The sequence below is a fragment of the Thalassospira sp. genome (genome assembly GCF_030690045.1).
Classification (GTDB): Bacteria; Pseudomonadota; Alphaproteobacteria; order Rhodospirillales; family Thalassospiraceae; genus Thalassospira.
This window is the reverse complement of sequence record NZ_JAUYHK010000016.1, coordinates 462042-485265: the sequence shown is the minus strand read 5'-3', so window position 1 is coordinate 485265 and position 23224 is coordinate 462042. Positions and strand designations below refer to the sequence as shown.

Sequence of the window (23224 nt, the reverse complement as noted above, 5' to 3'; positions counted from 1 at the left end):
CCGGCCTGTCCTCGCAGGAAGTCTTGCGGGTCATTCGTCTGGATATCGGAACATGTCGCGCCGATTTTCCTGCCTGCTGCCCGTTCTCGCCCACCTCCGGCAAGGGTCGACGGCACCCGGCACCACATCAGGCAGGCCCTGTCGCCAACAGGACGCACTGCCCCCGTGTGATTTTGGCGCAGAACTTCGGGGGCGCAGGAAAATGACGATCACCCCCGTCATTCGCGCAAAACCGGTTCCCGCACATGCGGGCATGGCATTCCCTGCCGCCGCCCGGCATGCGTCCCTTCATGCCGGACCCGTCACCCGCGCCTGCCGCCCCCGGCAAAACCGGACGCTGCCCGAAACTGTCAGGAAATGTTGCCACCATGCACGCCGCAGACAAGACGCAATTCGGGCGTCTTGACAAATGGCCGGGTCAGACCGCCTGCGCACTGCCACCGTAATGGCTTTTCCACCCGCCGGTTACCCTCTTGCGGGCTGGCCCGCCGCCTTGTCTGTTTATGTATCGCCGCATCATCGTCTCTTTCACCTGTTTTATCTGGCGCCAAACGCAAAAACCCGCAAGGCACAAGGCTTTGCGGGTTCGGTCCGGGCGTATTTACCCCGTTGATTTTTCTCTTATGCCACAGAGAAAAGAACAAATCAAGAACTTTTTCAAAAAATCTGAAAAAACTTTACATGCGTGCTGCCGCTTGATAAAAAAATATGTAAAATCAATGTTTTATTCGGTATTTATATCATCCAGGCATTTTTCAGATGGCGGATGCCCATGCGGTGACCGACCGTCATGACATCACAGCGCAGATCACCGTCAAAGCCGTTCTGCCCGGCATAGATTTCAAGGCTTTTTGCAATGCGCTGTTGCTGCCGCCGGGAAATGGATTCCAGTGCTGTGGTGTGATTTGCACGGCGTTTGACCTCGATGGCGATCAGGATATTGTTTTTGGTGGCGATAATATCAATTTCCCCGGCCCGGCAGCGATAGCGGCTGGCAAGAATCCGGTGTCCGGTCAGGCGCAACCAGATCCGGCACATCAATTCCGCCACCCGCCCGCCACGTTCGGCGATGCGGCGGGTATGGCGGCGATCCTGCGGGCTGTTCTCTCGTCGCCAGGCCATTATGATGCCGACCCGTCTTTGTCGGCACGGGCAAGTTCAAGGGCGCGGTTATACAGATCGCGTTTGGCCATGCCGGTTTCGCGCGCCAGAATATCGGCGGCTTCCTTGGTGCGCAGGGTTTTCAAAAGATCGCGCAGGCGCGCATCAATTGCATCGGCATCCGGGCCATTGTCTGATTTTGGAGCCGGGCCGATCACGACGACGACTTCACCCTTGGGCGCACCGGCTTCTTTATAATGGGCGGCCAGATCGGCAAGGGTTCCGGGGCGGATTTCCTCGAACATTTTGGTCAGTTCGCGGGTGACGGCGGCGGGCCGGTCCGCGCCAAGAATTTCTGCCATATCCGCCAGACTGGCGGCAAGACGCTTGGGGCTTTCAAGGAAAATCAGCGAACCGGGAATGGCGGTGAAGCCAGACAATTCGCGTTTGCGCGCCGTGGTTTTCGGCGACAAAAACCCGCCATAAAAAAAATGATCAGATGGCAGGCCCGACAGGATCAGAGCAACAATCGGCGAACAGGCCCCCGGTGCGGTGGTGACATTAAACCCGGCGGCCTGACAATCGCGCACCAGCTTGTACCCCGGATCGTTGATAAGCGGGGTGCCTGCATCGGAAATCAGCGCAAGTGCCTGCCCATCGGCCAGACGGCGCATGATTTCGGGGCGGATTTTTTCGGCATTATGTTCGTGATAGGCGATGCGTTTGGTTTTTATGCCATAGCGCGACAGCAATTTGCCCGATGTGCGGGTGTCTTCGCACAAAATAATATGGGCGCGTTTAAGCATTTCCAGCGCACGGAACGTAATATCGCCCAAATTACCGATTGGAGTAGCCACCAGATAAAGCCCTGCTGATAACGGCAGATGTGCTTGATCCGGTTTACTTGCGTCATCAGCCGCATTACCCTGCGGGTCAGAAGAGCATTTGGGAGGTGAGAGTGGGTTTTCGGAAACATCATCCGTCCGGTCTGAAGAACGGATGTTTGGCATTGAGCCGGGTCGCGCGCCGGACGGCATCTGTTGTGATCCTCTCGCTGGGGCTTGCGGCATGTAATGCTACGACGAGTATCACGGACCTTTTTGGTTCGCAACAGGACCCGGCCCCGGTTGTGGCAAACGGGGCGGCGGGCGATCCGTCGCGACCCCCCAATCAGGTCCTGATTCCCGATCCCAGCCCGTGGCCATCTGATCAGCCGATGGCAGATGGATCAGGATATATCCTGCCCAATACTTATAATGATGACGCAACAATCAATGAAAAGCGGGTGGCATTGCTGTTGCCGCTGAGCGGATCCAGCGCCGATCTGGGCCGGGCGATGCGTCATGCGGCTGAACTTGCGATGTTTGATATTGCCCGGGATGATTTTGTGTTGATGCCGATTGATACGGCAGGCACCTATGAAGGGGGCAGGTCGGCCGCGACCGAGGCGATCAATGCCGGGGCTGATCTGATTTTGGGCCCGCTTTTTGCCGAATCGGTCAGCGGGGCTGGCGAAGTTGCCCGTCAGGCCGGGGTACCGGTCCTGTCTTTTTCCAATAATCAACGCATTGCCGAACCGGGTGTCTGGATTGGCGGGCTGGTGCCCGAAGACCAGATCAGCCGTGCGGTCGGATATACAACGACCCAGGGCAAAACCCGTTTTGCCGCCTTGTTGCCGCAAAGCGATTATGGCCGTCAGCTTGCATCGGGCATGGAGCAGATTGTCGCACGGGCAGGCGGCACGCTGAGCCGGGTCGCCTTTTATCAGCCGGGATCAGAGGGGCTGGAACAAACCATTCGTGATTTTGCCAATTATGATGGCCGCCGGGCGGCCCTGCGGTCGCGTCGCGCCGAATTGCAGGCAGACGGATCGGCGGCGGCAAGGCGTGCCCTGCAACGGCTTGAAGGGCTTGATACGCTGGGCGATCCGAATTTCGATGCCTTGATTTTACCCGCAACCGGCGGGGAATTGCGGCAGGTTTCCGCTCTTTTGACCTATTTCGATGTGGACCCGACGCGCATTCAGTTTATCGGGACATTTGGCTGGAACGATCCGGGACTGTTTAGCGAACCGGCGCTGCGGGGCGGAATTTTTGCCGCACCGGACCCGGAAAACTGGGCGCTGTTTTCAGAACGCTATAACCGGACATTTGGTGGACAGCCCCCGCGCATCGCCAGCCTTGCCTATGACAGTGCGGCCCTTGCCGCCGTTCTGGCCGGATCGGATAGCGGCATTACGCAAGATGCGATGATGACAGCCACCGGCTTTGCCGGGGTCGATGGTATTTTCCGGCTGGATCGCGACGGACGATCACAACGGGGCTATGTCATCATGCAAATTGCCCCGGATGGTGCCAAGGTCATCAGCCCGGCCCCGATGGCGTTTGATCAGGTCTTCTGATCGTCTTTGTCTGGAATTTGCAAAGAAAACACCCGTCCGGTCATGCCGTCGCGGGTGTTTTTCATTTCAGGATTTTTGGGTGTCGAGACTGCGAAGCGCCGCAACCGCACAGGAAATCGAGGTCCAGGCGACGATGGCCGGCCAGTTTGAAAACGCACTTTGCGTCGCGGCCAAAGGAAACAGCGACAGGGCAAGGGTCCCAATATAAAGACCGGCAAGGAATGTTTGCGGGTGCCCCGGTCGGATGCGCCGCAGACCGGCGAAAACAATGACGGCCACAAATACCAAAAATGGAAGGGTCCCCAAAATCCCGGTATCGGACAGCCATTCGATATAGAAATTATGCGGATGGGGCTGGCATTCGGCAATCAGTCCCTGCGCATGATACGGAGGGCAAACCCGCCCGAAATTGCCCATGCCAATGCCGGTTACCGGATTTTCGGTAAACAGTTTCCAGCCAAGCAGAACCAGTTCACCGTAAATCGATTCGCTGTAATCGGACAGCACCGTGCTTAAGGCTTGCAGGCGGGCGGCGATACGATCGCTCATCGAAACCAGCAGAATCAGACCACCGGCACATACCGTTCCGGTTGCAATGGCAATGATTCGGGATATGCCGCCCACTAAAAACAATCCGATCAGACTACAAATGATTGCCCCGACGGTCAGGACGCTGGCTGTGCGTTCACCACTCAGGAAAATGATGGTCAGTACAAAGGGTGCTAGACCAAGACATATCCCCAACAATTTTTTGTCACCGGACATCAGGCGAAAGGCAAAAGCCAGAGTCAGCGCCGCAAACCAAATCTTGGCAAGATAAATGCCGATATTGGGTCGGTCCAGAGGGCCGGTCAGGCGACCGGTTATTTGCTGTCCGCCCAGTGCGGAATGACCGCTGAAAAACTGGAAGGCTGCATCTGCGGTTGCGATGGTTACGGTGACCAGCATGACCCCGATCATGATTTTTAGGGCAGTTTTATCGACCAGTAACCAGCGCGTGACGGCAACATAGAAAACAATAAAACGCAACCAGGACAGGGATCGCCCAAAACTGCGTTCGATATCATAGGCAAAGGGGGATACCAGCAGATTTAAAATCACCCAGATGCCCAGCAAAATCAGAATGTCAATTTCCCGTGCCCACGCCCAATCCTTGTTGACCGCACTTCTGGTCAGGAAAATCAGACCCACCAGTACAACGGCAATATCCGCCCCGGCACGCGCAAATAACAAAAGTGGTGGTACGGCACACAACAGCCCAAAGGCAATCAGATGGCTCCAGCGGGCAAAGGGGCTTTTATGGGTGTCAAAAGTCACGGTCTGGATGGTCTCCGAACAGAATTCAAGCCAAGAAATTGATCGCGCAGCCCGGCCAGTGAGTCGGGTGTCAGCGTCGCCAGTCCGGCCTTTGCGCGCAGATAATGAAACATCACGGAAATCAGGGGGAATTTGGCACCATCCCGCCGTGCCTTGCGGGCCGCAGAAATACATTTCTCGACAAGTTTGCGACGGGTTGGGGCCGGAAGATCAGGGTGCTCTGTGAGGAAATTATAAAATATGAAAAAGCGGTCATGATGCAGTTGCAGATTGTTGGACGACACATGACTGCCAACATCGGGTACCATCGTAATGATTGCCTCGGAATCAACAAGCCTTTTGGCTTTGGCGGCAAGGCGTAACCGGAACGATTCGTCCTGTACAAAAACCTGCTCGTCACATCCGCCTGCTTGCAGAAACAGATTTTGTTCAACCAGCCATGTCATACGGACCATGCCGCGCCCGAGCACGCGCGCCAGCGGGTCATCAAACACCCGGTTCGGTGCCGTCGGTGGGATGGCTTCTGCCGTTACCTTGTCGATTGAATTAGTGGTTTTTTGCCATTTGCCATGCACCATATCGGCATCATGATTGCGTGCGAGTGCCAGCAATGTCGAAACGGCGTTAGGGGCGAGAATTTCATCACAATCAAACAGGGCCAGATATTTGCCGCGGGCAATTTTGGCTCCCTGATTGAGGCGGATCGCGGGCCCGGCATTGACGGTATTTTCAATCAGATGAAAATTGGCACAATCGCCCATAATCTCGCGTAGAACGGCTTTGGAATGATCGGTTGAGACATCATCGATGAAAATATATTCTGCCGTGAAATCCCCTTGTTGATCTCGCAGGGATTTCAGAAAAAAGGCAAGGCTTCCACCTTGTTGTAAACCGGTAATATATAACTGATGTCGGGCAATATGCTGTCCGGGAAATCTTGTGAAAAGGGCTAAATGTTTCTAGCCCGAACTATTGCGGATCGCAAAGAAATGTTTTCACCCTGTCAGGCTATACCGTCGCCGGTGTTTTGTCCTTGAAGTTACACAGATCATTGACAATGCAGTCGCCACAGCGCGGTTTGCGAGCCTTGCAGATATAACGACCATGCAGGATCAGCCAGTGGTGGGCATGATTCATAAAGCGGGGCGGGATTTTTTTCAGAAGGCCCTTTTCAACCGCCAGCGTTGTTTTGCCGGTTGCCATACCGGTGCGGTTGCCCAGCCGGAAAATATGGGTGTCGACCGCCATGGTTGGTTCGCCAAAGGCAATGTTGCGCACCACATTGGCGGTTTTGCGACCGACACCGGGCAATTCTTCAAGGGCAGTCTGATCGTTGGGTACAATACCATCATGTTTTTCGACCAGTATCCGGGCCGCCGCCATAATGTTTTTGGCCTTGCCGCGATACAGCCCGATGGTGCGGACATGACCAATCAGGGCTTCTTCGCCCAGATTCAGCATATCCTGCGGGGTGGCGACGATTTGAAACAGTTTTTCGGTGGCTTTGTTGACTCCGATATCGGTGGCCTGTGCCGACAGGGCGACGGCCACCAGAAGCGTATAGGGATTGGTGTAATTCAGTTCGCCTCGGGGTTCGGGATTGGCATCCGACAGACGTTGAAAAAAGGCTTCGATGGCGGCTTTGTTCATCGGGCGGGACATGGCGGTTTCCGGATTTTTGATTTTATAATGGTTTGGTCGTTGCGGTGTGCGGTCATCTGCAATCAAGGTCAGGATGTATTTATAGGATGTTGTGTCGGGAAGGTCGAATTTTGATTGCGACCAGACTGGAAGCATTCCAGAGTTATAATCTTCAGCACAGCAAGCTATTGGTTTAAGGGTTGCTGGATCATGCCGCATCTGCCACGTACTGAAAAACCGGTTTTCCGGGTTGATCTGCATCCGCCGCGATCCCTGTCGCGGCGGGCGGCGCGGCGCATTGTGTGGTTTATGGGTGGTCTGACCGGCGTGTTGGGACTGATTTTCTGGGCAAGCGGTGCATGGCCTGTGATCGGCTTTCTGGGGATTGATGTGGTGCTGCTTGCCCTGGCCTTTCATTTCAGTTTCCGGTCCGCCCGGGCGGAGGAACGGATTGAACTGGGCCGTGATATTTTACGGGTAACGCGCATCTCGGCGCGTGGATCGCGTCAGTATTTTGATTTTCAGCCCTATTGGCTTCAGGTTATCCTTGAACAAAAGCCCGATGATCAATGCAGCCTGTTTTTGCGATCCCATGGCAAGGACTTGGAAATTGCCGGATTTCTGGGCGCGTCGGAAAAAACCGAACTGGCCGGGAAATTGCGCAAGAAACTAAGGCTGTGCAAGGCAATGCCGCGGATGGTGTGATCTTTATTTTGTCTGAATTGACGTACGGACAAAGTGTAAGACAAGGCGATTATGATCGTTCAGGGCCATTCTTGCGCCCGGAAAGGCAAAAACATCGTCTGAACGACAAAAATTCACCGTTTTCACCGCTTGCGCCTTTGTTTTGACTCTCATATATAGGTGCGCGGGGTTAATGACCCTTCTGACACAAAGGCTTTTATAACCATTTGGTCCCAGGAGGTCCTGCGCAGCGCTTCAAGGCGAAGGCTGCGGGACGGACCGGCCGCTACAAAAGGAACTGACTATGGGCAAGATTATCGGTATCGACCTTGGCACCACCAACTCCTGCGTTGCCGTGATGGACGGCAAGGAGGGTCGTGTTATTGAAAACAGCGAAGGTGCACGCACCACTCCGTCGATGGTGGCGTTTACCAGTGATGGCGAACGGCTGGTCGGCCAGCCGGCAAAACGTCAGGCGGTGACCAATCCGGAAAACACCCTGTTTGCGATCAAGCGTCTGATCGGTCGTCGCTATGGCGACGCCGAAGTCGAAAAGGACAAAGACCTCGTTCCCTATAAAATCATTGCCGGGGATAACGGCGATGCATGGGTCGAAGTCAATGGCGAGAAAATTGCGCCAAGCCAGATTGCCGCGATGGTCCTTCAGAAAATGAAGGAGACCGCCGAAGCGCATCTGGGCGAACCGGTCACCGAAGCCGTGATCACGGTTCCCGCCTATTTCAACGATTCACAGCGTCAGGCGACCAAGGATGCCGGCAAGATCGCCGGGCTTGAAGTCAAGCGGATCATCAACGAGCCGACTGCTGCCGCCCTGGCCTATGGTCTGGACAAGAAAAACGGTGGCACCGTGGTCGTTTATGACCTTGGTGGCGGTACGTTTGACGTCTCTGTTCTGGAAATCGGCGATGGCGTGTTTGAAGTCAAATCGACCAATGGCGATACCTTCCTTGGTGGTGAAGATTTCGACAAGAACATCATTGATTACCTTGCCGATGAATTCAAAAAGGAACAGCAGATTGATCTGCGCAAGGACCGTCTGGCCTTGCAGCGCCTGAAAGAAGCGGCAGAAAAAGCCAAGATCGAACTGTCGTCTTCGATGCAGACCGAAGTCAATCTGCCCTTTATTACCGCCGATGCCTCGGGCCCGAAGCACCTCAATATCAAATTGAGCCGTGCGAAGCTTGAAGCACTGGTGGGCGATCTGATCGAACGGACCATGACCCCGTGCAAGGCAGCGTTGAAAGATGCCGGTATTACCGCCGGTGAGATTGATGACGTGATCCTGGTTGGCGGTATGACCCGTATGCCCAAGGTGCAGGAACGGGTGAAGGAATTCTTTGGTCGTGAACCGCACAAGGGCGTGAACCCTGATGAAGTCGTTGCCCTTGGTGCGGCGATTCAGGGCGGTGTGTTGCAGGGCGACGTCAAGGACGTGTTGCTGCTCGACGTAACGCCGTTGTCGCTGGGCATCGAGACGCTGGGTGGGGTGTTTACCCGCCTGATCGACCGCAACACCACGATCCCGACCCGCAAGTCCCAGACTTTCTCGACTGCCGAAGACAACCAGACGGCCGTGACCATCCGCGTGTTCCAGGGTGAACGCGAAATGGCAGCGGACAACAAGGTTTTGGGCCAGTTTGATCTGGTCGGTATTCCACCGGCACCGCGCGGTGTGCCGCAGATCGAGGTGACCTTTGACATTGATGCCAACGGCATTGTCAATGTGTCGGCCAAGGACAAGGCGACCAACAAGGAACAGCAGATTCGCATTCAGGCATCGGGTGGTTTGTCCGATGCGGAAATCGAAAAGATGGTCAAGGACGCCGAATCCAACGCCGAATCCGACAAAAAGCGCAAGGCACTGGTCGAGGCCCGCAATCAGGCCGAAGCCGTCATTCATTCGACCGAGAAAAACCTTGCCGAACATGGCGACAAGGTTGATGCCGCGACCAAATCGATGATCGAAAGCGGTCTTGCTGCCCTGAAAGACGTCAAGGACGGCGAAGATGCCGAAGCCATTACCGCCAAGATGAATGAATTGCAGCAGGTTGCGATGAAACTTGGCGAAGCCATGTATCAGGCCCAGCAGGCCGCAGATGAGGGCGAAGAAGCCGCTGCATCGGGTTCGGGCAAGGCTGATGATGGTGTTGTTGATGCCGACTTTGAAGAAGTCGATGACAGCAAAAAAGACAAATAAGACGACCCGCGCGGTCGTCTCGCACGCCGCCTTCTAAATCGAGACGGGCCGCCCCACCAGAATCCGGGGCGGCCCGCCCGTGTTTTCGGAGCTACGGATGGCGAAACAGGATTATTACGAACTTCTCGGTGTCAGCAAGGGTGCCAGTGCCGCTGATCTCAAATCGGCCTATCGCAAGATGGCGATGAAGTATCATCCGGATAAAAATCCCGATGATGCCGAAGCTGAAATGATGTTCAAGCAGGTCAACGAGGCCTATGAAGTTCTGAAAGATGAAGACAAGCGCGCCGCCTATGACCGGTTTGGTCATGCGGCCTTTGAACAGGGTGGCCCCGGTGCGGGTGGCCCGTTTGGGGGCGGTGGTTTTGGCGGCGGTGGCTTTGCCGATGTTTTTGATGAAATTTTCGGTGCCATGGGCGGTGGACGCCGCGGGGCTTCGCCCAATCGCGGGGCCGATCTGCGCTATAATATGGCGATTTCGCTCGAAGAAGCCTTTAACGGTAAAAAGACTGAAATTACCATTCCCGGATCGGAAACTTGCACAGCCTGTGCCGGGAGCGGAGCGGAAAAAGGATCGCAGCCTGTCACCTGCCCGACCTGTAACGGTCACGGCAAGGTGCGGGCCCAGCAGGGTTTCTTTACCATCGAACGGACCTGTCCGACCTGTCATGGGAAGGGCAAGATCGTCAAGAATCCGTGCAAGGTCTGCCACGGGGTAGGTCGGGTTGAAAAAGAAAAAACTCTGTCAGTAACGATCCCGGCCGGGGTTGAGGATGGCACGCGAATCCGCTTGGCCAGCGAAGGCGAAGCCGGGGCGCATGGTGCACCATCTGGGGATTTGTATATTTTCCTGGATATCGCGCCGCACCGGTTTTTCCAGCGTGACGGGGCCAATCTGTATTGCCGGGTGCCGATTCCGATGACCAAGGCCGCCCTTGGCGGCACCATCGAAGTGCCGACCATTGAAGGCACCCGCACCCGGATCAATATTCCAACCGGGACTCAACCCGGTCAGCAGTTCCGCCTGCGCGGCAAGGGGATGAGCATCCTGCGCACCCAGTCGCGCGGCGATATGTTTGTCGAGGTTAGCGTCGAAACCCCGGTCAATCTGTCCGACCGGCAGAAAGAATTGCTGAAGGAATTTGACGAACTGTCCCGCGAAGGCGGCAGCAGCCCGGAATCTGAAGGGTTCTTTTCCAAGATGAAGGAAATCTGGAAAGACCTGACGGATTAGGTTTTGCCTCAAAGCCATTGAAAACCCCCGGTTATTCATGATCGGGGGTTTTTGTTTACAGTCCCGGCATTTCATCGCAGCCATGCCTGTGCTAAATCATTTTCAAACAGATTATATTTTGCCGCAAGGAGACGGGACGTTATGAAAGTCGGGATTGTCGGATGTGCCGGACGGATGGGCCGCATGCTGGTAGCGGAAACCGCCAAAACCGAAGGCTGTGAGATTGGTGGCGGCACCGATTTGCCCGGAAGCCCCTTTGTTGGCAAGGATATCGCGCTGCTTGCCGGGTTGGAAGAATGCGGAATTACGGTAATTTCTGATCCGGTCGAATTGTTTGCCACGGTGGATGCGGTGATTGATTTTACGGCCCCGGCGGCAACTATGAAACATGCGGCCATCGCAGCCCGGGCGGGTAAGATTTTGGTGATAGGTACCACCGGATTATCGACCGATCAAAAGGCCGAACTGGCCGAATTTGCCGAAAAAACCACCATTGTTTTTGCACCGAATATGAGTGTCGGGGTCAATCTGGCCTTTGCCTTGGTCGAAAAAGTGGCAGCGATTCTTGATAAAGACACGGCCGACATCGAAATTGTTGAAATGCACCACAAGCATAAAGTCGATGCGCCATCGGGTACCGCCCTTGGGCTGGGCGAAGCGGCGGCACGCGGACGGGGGGTTGATCTTGAAACGGTTTCAGTGCGATCACGCGACGGTTTTACCGGGGCGCGTGAAAATGGCAGCATCGGCTTTGCCACCTTGCGCGGTGGTGATGTGATTGGCGAGCATACGGTGGTGTTTGCCTGCGAGGGTGAACGCATTGAAATCACCCACAAGGCATCGTCGCGCGAGGTCTTTGCCAAGGGGGCGGTGCGGGCGGCAAAATGGGCCGAAGGCAAAGGGCCGGGCCTGTATGCGATGCGTGATGTTCTGGGATTGTGAGTGTCAGAAACGTTGATATTCCGGGCCATAAGGCCAGGAATTCTGACAATCATTGTCATGACAATTCAGCCATTTAAGGCCGCTGTTAAACGCATTGCGCAGGGTTTCGCCCCGGTCGGTTTTATGAAACCCGATATGCAGGGATTTGTAATCCAGATAGCGCGGATGAAAACGGAACCATCGACGATTTTGGGCAAATTCCGGTTGGGTTTCCAGAATATGGCTGGCGACCAGTTGGTCCATGACGGCAACATCAATCCGCCCGGCATCCAGAAGCCGCAACAGGGTGATGTCGTCATTGGCTTGCAGGGTTTGTATCTGGCCGTTGGCAACCATTTCGTCAAATTGCGCTTCGTTGGCGTAATCCCCGACAACGCCAATCACCAGACCTTTAAGATCATCGACAGTATGCCAGTCAAAATCATGGCCGCGATGATAGACAAAGCCCAACGGGCTATAGGCAAACGGATCGGACAATAAAAACCGGCCGCGCCGCGCCGGGTCGTCGTAAATCGGGAAAATGCCCTGAACCATACCGCTTTCATCGCGGATTTCCTGCAAGGCACGTCGCCAGGGCATGATGTGGACACGCGCCGCACGGTGGCCATAGGCAAAAGCCCCTTTGACAACGATGCTGGCAAGGCCTTTTCCGGCCAGTTCCTCGCCGCTATAGGGCGGCCATTCCAGCGAAACCAGATCGATAATATCGGCAGTTTCAGGGGATTGTGGATGAGTTTCCCCGGTGGCGCGGGCCGTGATAGACAGTCCCGGTGCCACCAGCAGGAAGATCCAGAACAGCAGACATGTCACACTGCGATGACTGAACGAAACGGCGATGCATGCACCATCATGGTTTCTGTCATCGCAGTGTGACGTTCTGTTGCCATCCACCGATTCGTCACCCCTTTTAAAAGACGTTATGCCACAACATGTTAGCAAGTAGTGCTGAAATGAAAAGAGACGTTTGCCAGAAAATTGATTTGATTACTCTTAATGTGGGTTTTTGGTTGGTTTCTGGTAAGGGGTTCTGGCGGATTTAGGGCTGAATCCCAAAATTCGGGATATGCTGTCATCAGAAAATAAATCGGGCGCACGGGATTACTCCCGTGCGCCCGTGTTCGGCGTCATTTTCTTTTAATGTGCATCGGCCCAGCTATTGCCGATTCCGGCATCGACGATCAGTGGGACAGACAGATGGGCCGCGTTTTCCATCACATCACGGATGATTTTCACGGCCTGTTCCGTTTCAGGTTCGGGGGCCTCGAAAATCAGTTCGTCATGGACCTGAAGCAGCATGCGGGTTTTAAGACCGGCATCTTTCAAGGCATTCGGCAGGTGGATCATGGCGCGTTTGATGATGTCGGCGGCCCCGCCCTGAATCGGGGCGTTGATGGCAGCACGTTCGCCGAAATTGCGCCGCATCGGGTTTTTGTCATTCAGGCCATTGATATGAATGCGGCGGCCAAACAGGGTGCGAACCATGCCGTGGGCATGGGCAAATTCCTTGGCCTGTTCCATATAATCGCGGATGCCGGGATAGATTTCAAAATAGGCCTCGATAAAGGCTTTGGCCTCTTTTTGGGGAATGCCCAGCTGATTGGCAAGACCAAAGGCCGAGATGCCATAGATGATGCCGAAATTGATCGCCTTGGCCTTGCGTCGGATCATCGGGTCCATGCCTTCGATCGGGACATTGAACACCTTGGAGGCGGTGGCGGCGTGAATATCCTCGCCGTTTAAAAAAGCCTCGCGCAGGGCAGGGATTTCGGCGACATGGGCCAAAAGGCGCAATTCAATTTGCGAATAGTCGGCCGATATCAGCTTGTGCCCCGGTTCGGCGATAAAGGCGGTTCGGATTTTGCGGCCTTCCTCGCTGCGGATCGGGATATTTTGCAAATTCGGGTCGTTTGACGACAAGCGCCCGGTATTGACGTTAGTCTGGCCATAACTGGTATGGACCCGACCGGTGTGCGGGTTGATGTGTTGGGCGAGGGCATCGGTATAAGTACTTTTAAGTTTTGCCAATTGCCGCCATTCCAGCAGTCGCAGCGGAAAATCATGGCCTTGTGCTGCCAGTGCTTCAAGAACATCGGCCCCTGTTTGCCAGGCCCCGGTTTTGGTTTTTTTGCCACCGGGCAGGCTCATTTTGTCAAACAGGATTTCGCCCAGCTGTTTCGGGCTGCCAAGATTGAAAACCTCGCCCGCCATCTGATGGATGGTTTCTTCAAGCACCCCCATGCGTTTGGCGAAATCGGTTGACAGGGTGCGCAAGATGTCAACATCCACGCGCACGCCCAGACTTTCCATTTTGGCCAGAACCGGCACCAAAGGTCGATCCAGCGTTTCGTAAACGCTGGTCATATGTTCCTGTGCGATGCGGGGTTTGAGCATGCGGTGAAGGCGCAATGTGATGTCGGCATCCTCGGCAGCATAGTTCAACGCGGTTTCCAGCGGCACCTGATCAAAGGTGATCTGGGTTTTGCCACTGCCGGCCACATCCTTGAATTTGATGGTCTGGTAATTCAGATGCAAATCGGCCAGTTCATCCATGCCATGCCCGTGGCTGGTGCCGTCCAGCACATAGGACAGCACCATCGTGTCATCAATCGGCGCCACATCAATGCCGTGGCGCAGGAAAATGATCTGGTCATATTTGATGTTCTGACCGACTTTAAGCACACCCGGGTCTTCCAGAAGCGGTTTGAGCAGGTCTATCACCCGATCCAGTCCAAGCTGCGGCGGCGTATCATTACCGCCATTAACAGCATCATCGCCAAAATCAAAACCACCCTGTGCCGCCCCGCCGACATGACCGACCGGGATATAGCAGGCCTCGCCGGGGGCGATTGCCAGTGAAATGCCAACCAGTTTTGCCTGATGGGCGTTCAGCGACGTGGTTTCGGTATCGACCGCCACCGTGCCATTATATTCTGCCCTTGCAATCCAGGACTTTAGACGGGTTTCATCTTGTATCAGTTCATATTTGGCGGTCTGGACACTGATATCATTAACACCCGTGCCCGGTTCGGCGACGCCGTCGGCATCAATATTACCGCCAAATTTGGCTTTGACCTTTGATAGCAAAGATTTAAAGCCGTGACTTGATATAAAACTTAAAAGAACGTCCGGATCAGGGTCGCGCAGATCAAAATCATCAATATCCTCGACCACAGGGACATCGGTTTTAAGCGTTACCAGATCGCGGGAAATCCGCGCCAGTTCGGCATTTTCGATCAGTTTTTCACGGCGGGCATTTTGTTTGATTTCCCCGGCGCGTTCCAAAAGCGTATCAAGATTGCCATATTCTTCAATCAGAAGTGCGGCGGTTTTAACGCCAATCCCGGGCACGCCGGGAACATTGTCGGTGGCATCGCCCGCAAGGGCCTGAATATCAATGACCTTGTCGGGATAACAGCCAAATTTCTCAAAAACATCATCGGCCCGAATGGTGCGATTTTTCATCGCATCAAACATTTCGACATTGTCGCTGACAAGTTGCATTAAATCTTTGTCCGAAGACACGATAATCACATGGGCACCCTGTGCCTCGGCTTGTCTGGCATAGGTGGCGATCAGATCGTCGGCCTCATATCCTTCAAGCTCGATCGAGGGCAGGTTAAAGGCGCGTACCGCATCGCGAATCAGGCCAAATTGCGGAATCAGTTCTTCGGGGGGCGGCGGACGATGTGCCTTATAGGCGGGATAAAAATCATTGCGGAAGGATTTGCCCTTGGTATCGAAAATGACTGCCATGTGGTCGGGTTTGGTGTCTTCACGCAATTTCATCAGCATGGTGCAAAAACCATACACCGCATTCACCGGCGTTCCATCCGGACTGGTCATCGGCGGCAGCGCGTGAAAAGCGCGGAAAATAAAGCCGGAACCGTCCACAAGGACGACACGGCGCGGTGGCAGATTTGGTGCAGTCATACGATTTGTGCCCGTTTGTGCGAAATGTTTTGCGTTGGCCGCAGAATGCCGCATCCGGCCGGTCAAGTCGAGTAGCGCGTGGCGATTTATCATGTCTTGATGCTTTGTGCTGACAATTGCCGGTTTGCATTGTTATGGTCGGGATACGGGACCTGTCCCGCCATCAGAATCAGGGAGATCATGTGATTGTCCGCACGCGGTAACAAACCGGAATACAGGCGTTTGGGTTTGGGCGTTGAAACCGCCGAAACGCCGCGGCCGGTGCATGATGATATGATTTTGTCCAACCGGCGATCAAAAAGACGACGGGTCGAGGGGCGCGAAAAGGATGATGAGACGGGCAGTGGCGGCTGGCGCACCTGGTTTCGTCCGGCGACTTTGTTGCGTTTTATGGTGACGCTGGCGCTGTTTGGTGGGGTGTTGCATGGATTGTTCGTGGTTTTCGGAATTTATGACCGCAACCAGCGACTTGCCAATGTTGATCATTTTGCCCTGTTGATCAAAGTTGTGGTGTTTCTGGCGCTGATCTATCTGTTTTATGCGATGCTGATGCATTACCGACCGATCCGACACAAGGTTCGCACTGTGTTTTTCATGGCGTTGGCCCCGGTGGTGGCGGTGTGTATTTTCATGATTTATGGCGGTGGCAACCTGTTTGGCAGCTTTTTGCCGGTCTTGCAGTTCCTGACCCTGACGGTCGGGGTCGGTGGATTTTTGCTCTATGTGCTGCTGCATACCTGGATCGCCGGGGGGCCGGTCCGGCGTGAGGCACGGCGCATGGAAGTGCTGGCCCGCGATCAGGCCCGTCAGCGTCAGCAAACCCCGCGCAGCAGCCCGAATGGTGGCTCGATTCCCAGCCCGTCTGGCCCGCGTGGAGGAAAACCGGCGGGCCATAACCGGGTTGAATTGCCGGAAATTTAAATCCGGGGATTAGTCATGATGTTCCAGAATCGTTCCGGCCAGATAAAGCGATCCTAGAATCAACAGGCATGTCGCATCCGGATGAATGGTGCGCAATTGTGTGGCCGCATCGGTCAATGTGGTGCAGGCAATTGCCGAAATGCCCAGTTCGGTAGCGGCATCGCGCAGGGTTTCGGGCCGGTGGGCCTGATGTTCGCCGGGGATCGGTACGGCGGCAAGGGTGGCAATATGGGGTGCAAGCGGTTTTAAAAACGCTATCGGATCGCGGTTATCAAGCATACCCATGATCACCACGGTCTTTCCGCCTTGCGCGGTGCGGCTTAACCAGTCGGCAATGGCGTCGGCGGCGGCAATATTATGTCCACCATCCAGAATAATCTCGCAGGCCGCAGGCATGATGTCACAAAGCGGGCCATTGGTCAGTTTTTGCAAGCGGGCGGGCCATGTGGCGGTGGTGATGCCCTGCATTGCAGTTTTCATATCGATACCGGAATTATTTGGGATTCCGGCATGACGGGTACTGACAATTGCAACAGTGGCATTGGTCAATTGATGGCGACCCGGCAAGGCAGGCAGTGGTGCATCGTGATGTTCCGCGCCGATACGCAGCGAAAAACCATCATCGTGTTCGGCGGTGATGGCAAAATCGGTGATCAGGGGCACACCAATATCATCGGCCTGCCGGACCAGAACGTCAAAGGCCTCCAGACATTGTGGTGCCAGAACGCAAGGCACGCCGGGTTTCATGATCCCGGCTTTTTCAAAGGCGATTTTGGCAATGGTGTCGCCCAGAAAACCCTGATGATCGAGCGAGATCGGCGTAATGATCGTCAGGGCCGGTTTGGCGATGACATTGGTGGCATCAAACCGTCCGCCCAATCCGGTTTCCAGCAACAACACATCGGCAGGAATGCGGGCATAGGCAAGGAATGCGGCGGCCTGGGCAATTTCAAAAAAGGTGATGGGCGCACCTGCATTGACGGTTTCGACCTCTTGCAACAAATTGCAGAGCGCGTCTTCACCGATCAGATCACCTGCAAGGCGGATGCGTTCATGAAACCGCACCAGATGTGGTGAAGTCGAAGTATGAACCCGAAGCCCGGCGGCTTCGTAAATCGCGCGCAGATAGGCGAGAGTCGATCCTTTGCCATTGGTGCCGGCAATATGAATGACGGGTGGCAATGAGTGATGCGGATTGCCAAGCCGTGCCAAAAGATCGGTGATGCGCCCCAGCGACAGATCAATGACCTTGGGGTGCAATTGTCCGAGTCGCGCCAGAATGGCGTCACTTTTGGGTGGCGTCACCGTCTTTTCCGACCTTTTTGACGGACTTTTTGGCATCCTTGATCGGCACAATGGCGGCACCCGGTTTGGGGCGTCGGATCATGTCGATCAGGCGGGAAAATGTCGCGTGCAATTCGGGACGCGGCACCACCATGTCCACCATGCCGTGATCCAGAAGATATTCGGCGGTCTGGAAATCATCGGGCAGTTTTTCGCGGATGGTGTTTTCGATCACGCGACGACCGGCAAAACCGATCTGCGCACCCGGTTCGGCGATCTGAATATCACCCAGCATGGCAAAGGAGGCCGAAACGCCACCGGTGGTCGGATCAGTCAGCAGGACAAAATAGGGCAGGCCCTTTTCCTTGACCTTTTCAATCGCTGCGGTGGTGCGGGCCATTTGCATCAGGCTGAGAATACCTTCCTGCATGCGTGCGCCGCCCGATGCCGGGACGATGATCAGGGCGGCATCCTGTACGACGGCCAGTTCAGCGGCGGCAACAATGCCTTCGCCAACCGCCGTCCCCATTGATCCCCCCATAAAGGAAAAATCAAACACCGCAACAACGGCGGCATGGCTGCCAATCGTGCCATGTGCAACTGCCAGCGCGTCCTTGTAGGTCGCCTTGGCCTGTGCCGCTTTGAGACGGTCAGTGTATTTTTTTTGATCCTTGAATTTCAGCGGGTCCATCGGGACGCCGGGCAGTTCGATCAGCTGGTACTGGCTTTCATCAAACAACAATTCAAGGCGTTCCTTGGCGGAAATCCGCATGTGATGGCCGCAATGCTGGCACACATGACGGTTTTTGGCCAAATCACGGTGAAAGATCATCTGTTCGCAGGACGGGCATTTGTGCCAGAGATTCTCGGGCACTTCACTGCGGCGAACCAGTTGCTGGATCTTGGGACGAACGAATTCTGTCAGCCACGACATGTCGGATATCAATCCTCGGTTTTGCCTGTATCGGTCACAATCCGCACGGCGCGGGGTTATTTGCGGGCGTTACGCACACCATCGGCAAGTTCGCGCACAAGGTCAGTGACCATTGAGGCGGTCTTATCGGTGGCCTTGCCATTTTCGTCAAGACTTTCGGCAATTTTACTGACAATTGCCGAACCGACAACAGCAGCATCGGCCTGTTTTGCCACATCGGCAGCCTGATCGGCATTTTTTATGCCAAAACCAACGGCAATGGGCAGATCAGTATGGCGGCGCAGGCGGCTCATGGCCTCAACAATCTGGGCGTTGGAGGCCGATCCGGCCCCGGTGACCCCTGCGACTGAAACATAATAAACAAAGCCGCTGGTATTTTTGACCAGTTTCGGCAGGCGTTTGTCATCGGATGTCGGGGTGGTCAGACGAATGAAGCTAAGCCCTTTATTGACGGTAGGTACACAGAGTTCGGCGTCTTCTTCGGGTGGTAGATCGACAACAATCAGGCCATCCACCCCGGCATTTCGGGCATCTTCGAGAAACGCCTCGACGCCGTAAATATAGATCGGATTGTAATAACCCATCAGAATGATCGGCGTATCGTGATCCTGATCACGGAAACCGCGCACTAGCGACAGGGTTTTGCGCATATGCATGCCTGCGGCCAGCGCCCGGTTCGAGGCTTCCTGAATGGCGGGGCCGTCGGCCATCGGATCGGTAAAGGGCATGCCCAACTCAATCACATCGGCCCCGGCCGCCGGAAGCTGTTTGAGAATCTCAAACGAGGTTTCCGGATCAGGGTCGCCTGCGGTGATAAAGGTGACCAGGCCGGCGCGGCCTTCGGCGCGCAATTTGTCAAAACGGCGGGTGATGCGGGTCTGTCCGCCAATGATTGTGTCGGTCACAGTTCGACTCCCAGGGCTTCGGCAACGGTAAAGATGTCCTTGTCGCCACGGCCACATACATTGACGATGATGATCTGATCGGGCGACATTTTCGGCGCAACCTTTGCGACATGCGCCAGCGCATGACTGGGCTCAAGGGCGGGAATGATGCCTTCGAGTTCCGAACACAGTTTAAAGGCATCCAGTGCTTCGCGGTCGGTGATCGACACGTAATCAACCCGGCCGATATCCTTCAGCCATGCATGTTCCGGCCCTATGCCCGGATAATCCAGCCCGGCTGAAATCGAATCGGCTTCCTTGATCTGACCGTCATCATCCATCAGCAAATAAGTGCGGTTGCCATGCAAAACCCCCGGCGCACCGGCGGTCAGGCTGGCGGCATGTTTGCCGGTATGCACGCCATGACCGGCGGCCTCGACCCCGGTGATCGCCACATCCTTGTCATCAAGAAACGGATGAAACAGCCCGATGGCATTCGATCCGCCGCCGATGGCCGCAATCAGCATGTCGGGCAGGCGGCCTTCGGCTTCCAGAATCTGCTGTTTGGCTTCGTTGCCGATCACGCATTGAAAATCACGCACCATTTCCGGATAGGGGTGCGGCCCGGCGGCCGTGCCGATGATGTAAAACGTGTCTTCGACATTGGTTACCCAGTCGCGCAGCGCTTCGTTCATTGCGTCTTTCAGCGACCGCGACCCCGATGACACCGGTTTGACCTCGGCCCCCAGAAGGCGCATACGGAACACATTGGGCGATTGCCGCTTGATATCCTTGGCCCCCATATAGACCGTGCAGGGCAGACCAAAACGCGCGCAGACGGTGGCAGTGGCAACGCCATGCTGCCCGGCACCGGTTTCGGCGATGATACGGGTTTTGCCCATGCGTTTGGCCAGCAGAATCTGGCCGATGCAATTATTGATCTTGTGTGCGCCGGTATGGTTCAGTTCGTCACGCTTGAAATAGATTTTCGCTCCGCCGAAATGATCGGTCAGACGTTCGGCGAAATAAAGCGGGCTGGGACGACCGACATAATATTTCAGGTAATAATCCAGTTCCTTTTGGAATTCCGGATCATTTTTGGCGTCTTTCCAGGCCTGTTCCAGCTCCAGAATCAGCGGCATCAGGGTTTCGGCGACGAAACGTCCGCCGTAATTGCCAAAATGGCCATCCTGATCAGGCAGGGTGCGATAGCTGTTAACCGGTGTCGACGTCATGGGTATTCCCCGTTTGGGGCCGCAAGCCAAGGCTGCGACGGGTGAGGCGGGTGGTGGAAATGTTTCCGGGCGGCGGATCTTGTATGACAGGATCGCGCCGGAGTCATTTTGCAAACAGCCGGATCAGTGAGCCGCGTGCGCCAGAGATCTGTCGAGAATATATTTTTTTGAACAATAAGGGCAGACCACCTCGCCCTTTTCTTCAAGATTGAGATAAACCGTTGGATGGCCAAGGTGGCCTTTGCCGCCGTCGCAGGCTACGGTCATGGTGCCGACTTTGATTTCTTCGGTGATCTTCATATATCCAACTTTCCAGGTTGCGCGGTCATTGACCCCGGTTTGACCGGGATGATACCCCTTACGCATATACAATCAATCCTTCCGCATGGTCTTAGCGCAAATGCGCCCGGCGGAAAAGAGTGGAGATCACGCATTTATGACGTCTATATCCAACCATGCCATGCCCGACTATGCCATTGAGGTCGAAGGCCTGACCAAGCTTTACAAATCATCTGCCGGGGACAAGCTGGCACTTGATGATGTCTCGCTGAAAATTCCGCGCGGGTCGTTCTTTGCGTTGCTGGGCCCAAACGGAGCGGGGAAATCAACCTTTATCAATATTCTTGCCGGTCTGGTTCGCAAAAGCGGCGGCACGGCCAAAATCTGGGGCCATGATATCGAATCCGAGATGCGGGCGGCGCGTTGCGCCATTGGCATCGTGCCCCAGGAATTGAATCTGGATGCTTTTTTTACACCGCGTCAGGCGATGGAATTGCAGGCCGGTTTGTATGGCGTGCCGAAATCAGAACGGCGCACCGATGAAATTCTGGCGGCCATCGGGTTGCTCGACAAGGCCGATTCCTATGCCCGGTCATTGTCGGGTGGGATGCGGCGGCGGTTGCTGGTCGGCAAGGCGATGGTGCATACGCCGCCGGTGCTGGTGCTTGATGAACCGACTGCGGGTGTCGATATCGAATTGCGTCAGCAATTATGGGCCTATGTAAAGGAACTGAACAAGGCGGGTGTGACCATTGTCCTGACCACCCATTACCTTGAAGAAGCCGAGGAACTATGTGACGAGATCGCGATTATAAACAAGGGTAAGGTGATTGCCCATGAGGACAAGCGCAGCCTGTTGCGTCGGATCGACCGTAAGACTTTGATCCTGACCGTCAGTGGCGAGGTTGGCCGTATTCCCGATGGACTGGCGGCATGGGGGGCCGAGATGAAAGGCTCCAACCAGATTGCCTTGCATTACCGGCCGAGCAAGACCCAGATGGCGGAAATCCTCAATGCCATTCACGCAAGCGGTTTGGCAATTACCGATCTGTCGACCGAGGAAGGCGATCTGGAAGACATCTTTTTGATGCTGACGCGCGAAAACGACAAAAATCTGGCGTCGGAAAAGGCAGCATGAATGGTGGGACGACGGGGCTGGTTCTGGCTTCGGCTCCTCCGGATTTTTGGTGGGGCAGGTATGGCGGCAGTCTTGCTGTCAGCCTGTGCGCCAACCGTAAGGCCCGCCGGTGATCCGCAAACTCCGACTGCCTTGACGGCGGATCATTTCAGGGCGGCGGACGGGGCAATTTTGCCACTGCAACGCTGGTTGCCAGAGGATTCCGAAACGCCATTGGCTGTGATCCTTGGCCTGCACGGGTTTGGCGATTATGCCAATGCCTTTGACGAAGCGGCCACAGCTTTAAAAGATCAGGGAATGGTTGTTTATGCCTATGACCAGCGTGGCTTTGGCCGTACCGCCAGCCGCCCGTTTTGGCCTGGCACAAACAGTCTTGTTCAGGATGCCAGCGACATGTTGATGCTGTTGCGGCATCACTATCCAGGGGTGCCGCTGTATCTGGCAGGCGATTCGATGGGTGGGGCGGTGGCGATTGTCACGGCAACAACCCGGCCACATTTGATGGACGGGGTCATTCTGGTTGCCCCGGCCCTGTGGGGGACGGTCGATATGCCGTGGTATCAGACCACCCCGCTGTCTGTGCTAAGCTACAGCCTGCCGTGGTTGCCGTTGTCGGGCGCGGGGCTTGATATCTGGCCGTCGGATAATATCGACATGCTGCGCCGCCTGTCGCAAGACCCGCATATGATGAAATCGGTGCGGGTGGATATGGCGGCGGGGTTAACACGCCTGATGGATCAGGCGCGCGGACGCGCCCGCGATTTGGGCAATGTGTTTGGCCGGGAATATGGCGGGCGGATCATGGTGCTGTCAGGGGCGAAAGATCAGGTCATCCCGCCAGACAGCATTGCCGGGTTTGTGCGTGATATGCGGTCATCGCCTCTTCTGGCCGGGCAGGTGACACTGCCTGATGATATGACATTTTGTATCTATCCCGACGGTTATCACATGTTGTTGCGCGATTTGGGCGGACCGGTCGTGATTGGTGATATTGGCGACTGGATTTTGGAGCCGGACAGTTTTGGCGGGAGCCATTTAGCGCATCTATCTTGCCGTTCATGGTGATTGCGTTTTGACCGCC

At 55.3% G+C, this 23224-nt stretch carries 20 protein-coding genes; 8 read left to right on the top strand and 12 right to left on the bottom strand.

What is annotated here, in order from left to right:
• Positions 1-735 precede the first annotated feature (735 nt).
• Together Q8O73_RS13800 and rsmI are read right to left on the bottom strand one after the other, a co-directional pair.
• Positions 736-1122, bottom strand: coding sequence for a YraN family protein (locus tag Q8O73_RS13800; protein ID WP_305558742.1), 387 nt, complete (start codon positions 1120-1122; stop codon positions 736-738).
• Entirely contained in the window at positions 1122-1958 is an 837-nt protein-coding gene (rsmI, locus tag Q8O73_RS13795) for a 16S rRNA (cytidine(1402)-2'-O)-methyltransferase (protein ID WP_305558741.1), read from the bottom strand. The genes Q8O73_RS13800 and rsmI overlap by 1 nt, the downstream gene beginning before the upstream one ends.
• Before the next feature lie 152 nt (positions 1959-2110).
• Between rsmI and Q8O73_RS13790 the strand changes: the two genes are divergently transcribed.
• Entirely contained in the window at positions 2111-3502 is a 1392-nt protein-coding gene (locus Q8O73_RS13790) for a penicillin-binding protein activator (protein ID WP_305558740.1), read from the top strand.
• Between the two features lie 66 nt (positions 3503-3568).
• Here the strand turns inward: Q8O73_RS13790 and Q8O73_RS13785 are convergent, their stop codons facing one another.
• The 3 genes from Q8O73_RS13785 to nth all read right to left on the bottom strand — a co-directional run bounded on the left by Q8O73_RS13785 (position 3569) and on the right by nth (position 6469).
• Positions 3569-4819, bottom strand: coding sequence for an O-antigen ligase (locus Q8O73_RS13785; protein ID WP_305558739.1), 1251 nt, complete (start codon positions 4817-4819; stop codon positions 3569-3571).
• Positions 4816-5634, bottom strand: coding sequence for a glycosyltransferase family 2 protein (locus tag Q8O73_RS13780; RefSeq protein ID WP_371135095.1), 819 nt, complete (start codon positions 5632-5634; stop codon positions 4816-4818). The genes Q8O73_RS13785 and Q8O73_RS13780 overlap by 4 nt, the downstream gene beginning before the upstream one ends.
• 193 nt (positions 5635-5827) lie before the next feature.
• Positions 5828-6469, bottom strand: coding sequence for an endonuclease III (gene nth / locus Q8O73_RS13775; RefSeq protein ID WP_305558995.1), 642 nt, complete (start codon positions 6467-6469; stop codon positions 5828-5830).
• Between the two features lie 201 nt (positions 6470-6670).
• Here nth and Q8O73_RS13770 point away from each other — a divergent pair, with 201 nt between their 5' ends.
• The 4 genes from Q8O73_RS13770 (at position 6671) to dapB (ending at position 11538) form a co-directional block, all read left to right on the top strand.
• Positions 6671-7165 (top strand): DUF2244 domain-containing protein, encoded by a 495-nt coding sequence (locus Q8O73_RS13770; protein ID WP_305558738.1) that lies wholly within the window; start codon positions 6671-6673, stop codon positions 7163-7165.
• Between the two features lie 283 nt (positions 7166-7448).
• On the top strand, positions 7449-9362 hold the full coding sequence (gene dnaK / locus Q8O73_RS13765; RefSeq protein WP_305558737.1) for a molecular chaperone DnaK: 1914 nt from the start codon (positions 7449-7451) through the stop codon (positions 9360-9362).
• 97 nt (positions 9363-9459) lie between these two features.
• Entirely contained in the window at positions 9460-10596 is a 1137-nt protein-coding gene (dnaJ, locus tag Q8O73_RS13760; protein WP_305558736.1) for a molecular chaperone DnaJ, read from the top strand.
• A gap of 141 nt (positions 10597-10737) precedes the next feature.
• Positions 10738-11538 carry a 4-hydroxy-tetrahydrodipicolinate reductase gene (gene dapB / locus Q8O73_RS13755; RefSeq protein ID WP_305558735.1) on the top strand — a complete coding sequence of 267 codons (801 nt, stop codon included), beginning with the start codon at positions 10738-10740 and terminating at the stop codon, positions 11536-11538.
• 3 nt (positions 11539-11541) lie between these two features.
• Here the strand turns inward: dapB and Q8O73_RS13750 are convergent, their stop codons facing one another.
• Positions 11542-12315: an ABC transporter substrate-binding protein gene (locus Q8O73_RS13750; RefSeq protein ID WP_305558734.1), complete on the bottom strand. Its 774-nt coding sequence runs from the start codon at positions 12313-12315 to the stop codon at positions 11542-11544.
• A gap of 357 nt (positions 12316-12672) precedes the next feature.
• Positions 12673-15468, bottom strand: coding sequence for a DNA polymerase I (polA, locus tag Q8O73_RS13745; RefSeq protein WP_305558733.1), 2796 nt, complete (start codon positions 15466-15468; stop codon positions 12673-12675).
• Between the two features lie 186 nt (positions 15469-15654).
• On the opposite strand from polA, the gene Q8O73_RS13740 reads away from it, so the two are divergent.
• Positions 15655-16389 (top strand): hypothetical protein, encoded by a 735-nt coding sequence (locus Q8O73_RS13740; RefSeq protein ID WP_305558732.1) that lies wholly within the window; start codon positions 15655-15657, stop codon positions 16387-16389.
• A 9-nt stretch (positions 16390-16398) separates the two neighbouring features.
• Here Q8O73_RS13740 and Q8O73_RS13735 read toward each other — a convergent pair whose 3' ends face one another.
• The 5 genes from Q8O73_RS13735 to Q8O73_RS13715 all read right to left on the bottom strand — a co-directional run bounded on the left by Q8O73_RS13735 (position 16399) and on the right by Q8O73_RS13715 (position 21092).
• On the bottom strand, positions 16399-17694 hold the full coding sequence (locus Q8O73_RS13735; protein WP_305558731.1) for a folylpolyglutamate synthase/dihydrofolate synthase family protein: 1296 nt from the start codon (positions 17692-17694) through the stop codon (positions 16399-16401).
• Positions 17675-18607 (bottom strand): acetyl-CoA carboxylase, carboxyltransferase subunit beta, encoded by a 933-nt coding sequence (gene accD / locus Q8O73_RS13730; protein WP_305558730.1) that lies wholly within the window; start codon positions 18605-18607, stop codon positions 17675-17677. Before accD ends, Q8O73_RS13735 begins: the two co-directional genes overlap by 20 nt.
• Before the next feature lie 56 nt (positions 18608-18663).
• Positions 18664-19512, bottom strand: coding sequence for a tryptophan synthase subunit alpha (gene trpA / locus Q8O73_RS13725; RefSeq protein ID WP_305558729.1), 849 nt, complete (start codon positions 19510-19512; stop codon positions 18664-18666).
• Positions 19509-20726 carry a tryptophan synthase subunit beta gene (gene trpB / locus Q8O73_RS13720; RefSeq protein ID WP_305558728.1) on the bottom strand — a complete coding sequence of 406 codons (1218 nt, stop codon included), beginning with the start codon at positions 20724-20726 and terminating at the stop codon, positions 19509-19511. The genes trpA and trpB overlap by 4 nt, the downstream gene beginning before the upstream one ends.
• A 123-nt stretch (positions 20727-20849) precedes the next feature.
• The gene (locus tag Q8O73_RS13715) at positions 20850-21092 is read right to left on the bottom strand and encodes a zinc-finger domain-containing protein (protein WP_371135089.1); all 243 of its coding nucleotides are present in this window, start codon (positions 21090-21092) and stop codon (positions 20850-20852) included.
• A 70-nt stretch (positions 21093-21162) separates the two neighbouring features.
• On the opposite strand from Q8O73_RS13715, the gene Q8O73_RS13710 reads away from it, so the two are divergent.
• Complete coding sequence (locus Q8O73_RS13710) at positions 21163-22143, top strand: ABC transporter ATP-binding protein (protein ID WP_305558727.1); 981 nt, start codon at positions 21163-21165, stop codon at positions 22141-22143.
• Positions 22144-22203: 60 nt separating this feature from the next.
• On the top strand, positions 22204-23208 hold the full coding sequence (locus tag Q8O73_RS13705) for an alpha/beta fold hydrolase (RefSeq protein WP_305558726.1): 1005 nt from the start codon (positions 22204-22206) through the stop codon (positions 23206-23208).
• Positions 23209-23224: the final 16 nt, after the last annotated feature.

Coding starts and splice junctions, on each gene's coding strand:
- nth (WP_305558995.1), bottom strand. CDS start 6,469: ATGAACAAAGCCGCCATCGAAGCCTTTTTTCAACGTCTGTCGGATGCC.
- polA (WP_305558733.1), bottom strand. CDS start 15,468: ATGACTGCACCAAATCTGCCACCGCGCCGTGTCGTCCTTGTGGACGGT.
- Q8O73_RS13710 (WP_305558727.1), top strand. CDS start 21,163: ATGACGTCTATATCCAACCATGCCATGCCCGACTATGCCATTGAGGTC.
- trpB (WP_305558728.1), bottom strand. CDS start 20,726: ATGACGTCGACACCGGTTAACAGCTATCGCACCCTGCCTGATCAGGAT.
- dapB (WP_305558735.1), top strand. CDS start 10,738: ATGAAAGTCGGGATTGTCGGATGTGCCGGACGGATGGGCCGCATGCTG.
- dnaK (WP_305558737.1), top strand. CDS start 7,449: ATGGGCAAGATTATCGGTATCGACCTTGGCACCACCAACTCCTGCGTT.
- accD (WP_305558730.1), bottom strand. CDS start 18,607: ATGTCGTGGCTGACAGAATTCGTTCGTCCCAAGATCCAGCAACTGGTT.
- dnaJ (WP_305558736.1), top strand. CDS start 9,460: ATGGCGAAACAGGATTATTACGAACTTCTCGGTGTCAGCAAGGGTGCC.
- Q8O73_RS13770 (WP_305558738.1), top strand. CDS start 6,671: ATGCCGCATCTGCCACGTACTGAAAAACCGGTTTTCCGGGTTGATCTG.
- Q8O73_RS13705 (WP_305558726.1), top strand. CDS start 22,204: ATGGCGGCAGTCTTGCTGTCAGCCTGTGCGCCAACCGTAAGGCCCGCC.
- Q8O73_RS13715 (WP_371135089.1), bottom strand. CDS start 21,092: ATGCGTAAGGGGTATCATCCCGGTCAAACCGGGGTCAATGACCGCGCA.
- Q8O73_RS13800 (WP_305558742.1), bottom strand. CDS start 1,122: ATGGCCTGGCGACGAGAGAACAGCCCGCAGGATCGCCGCCATACCCGC.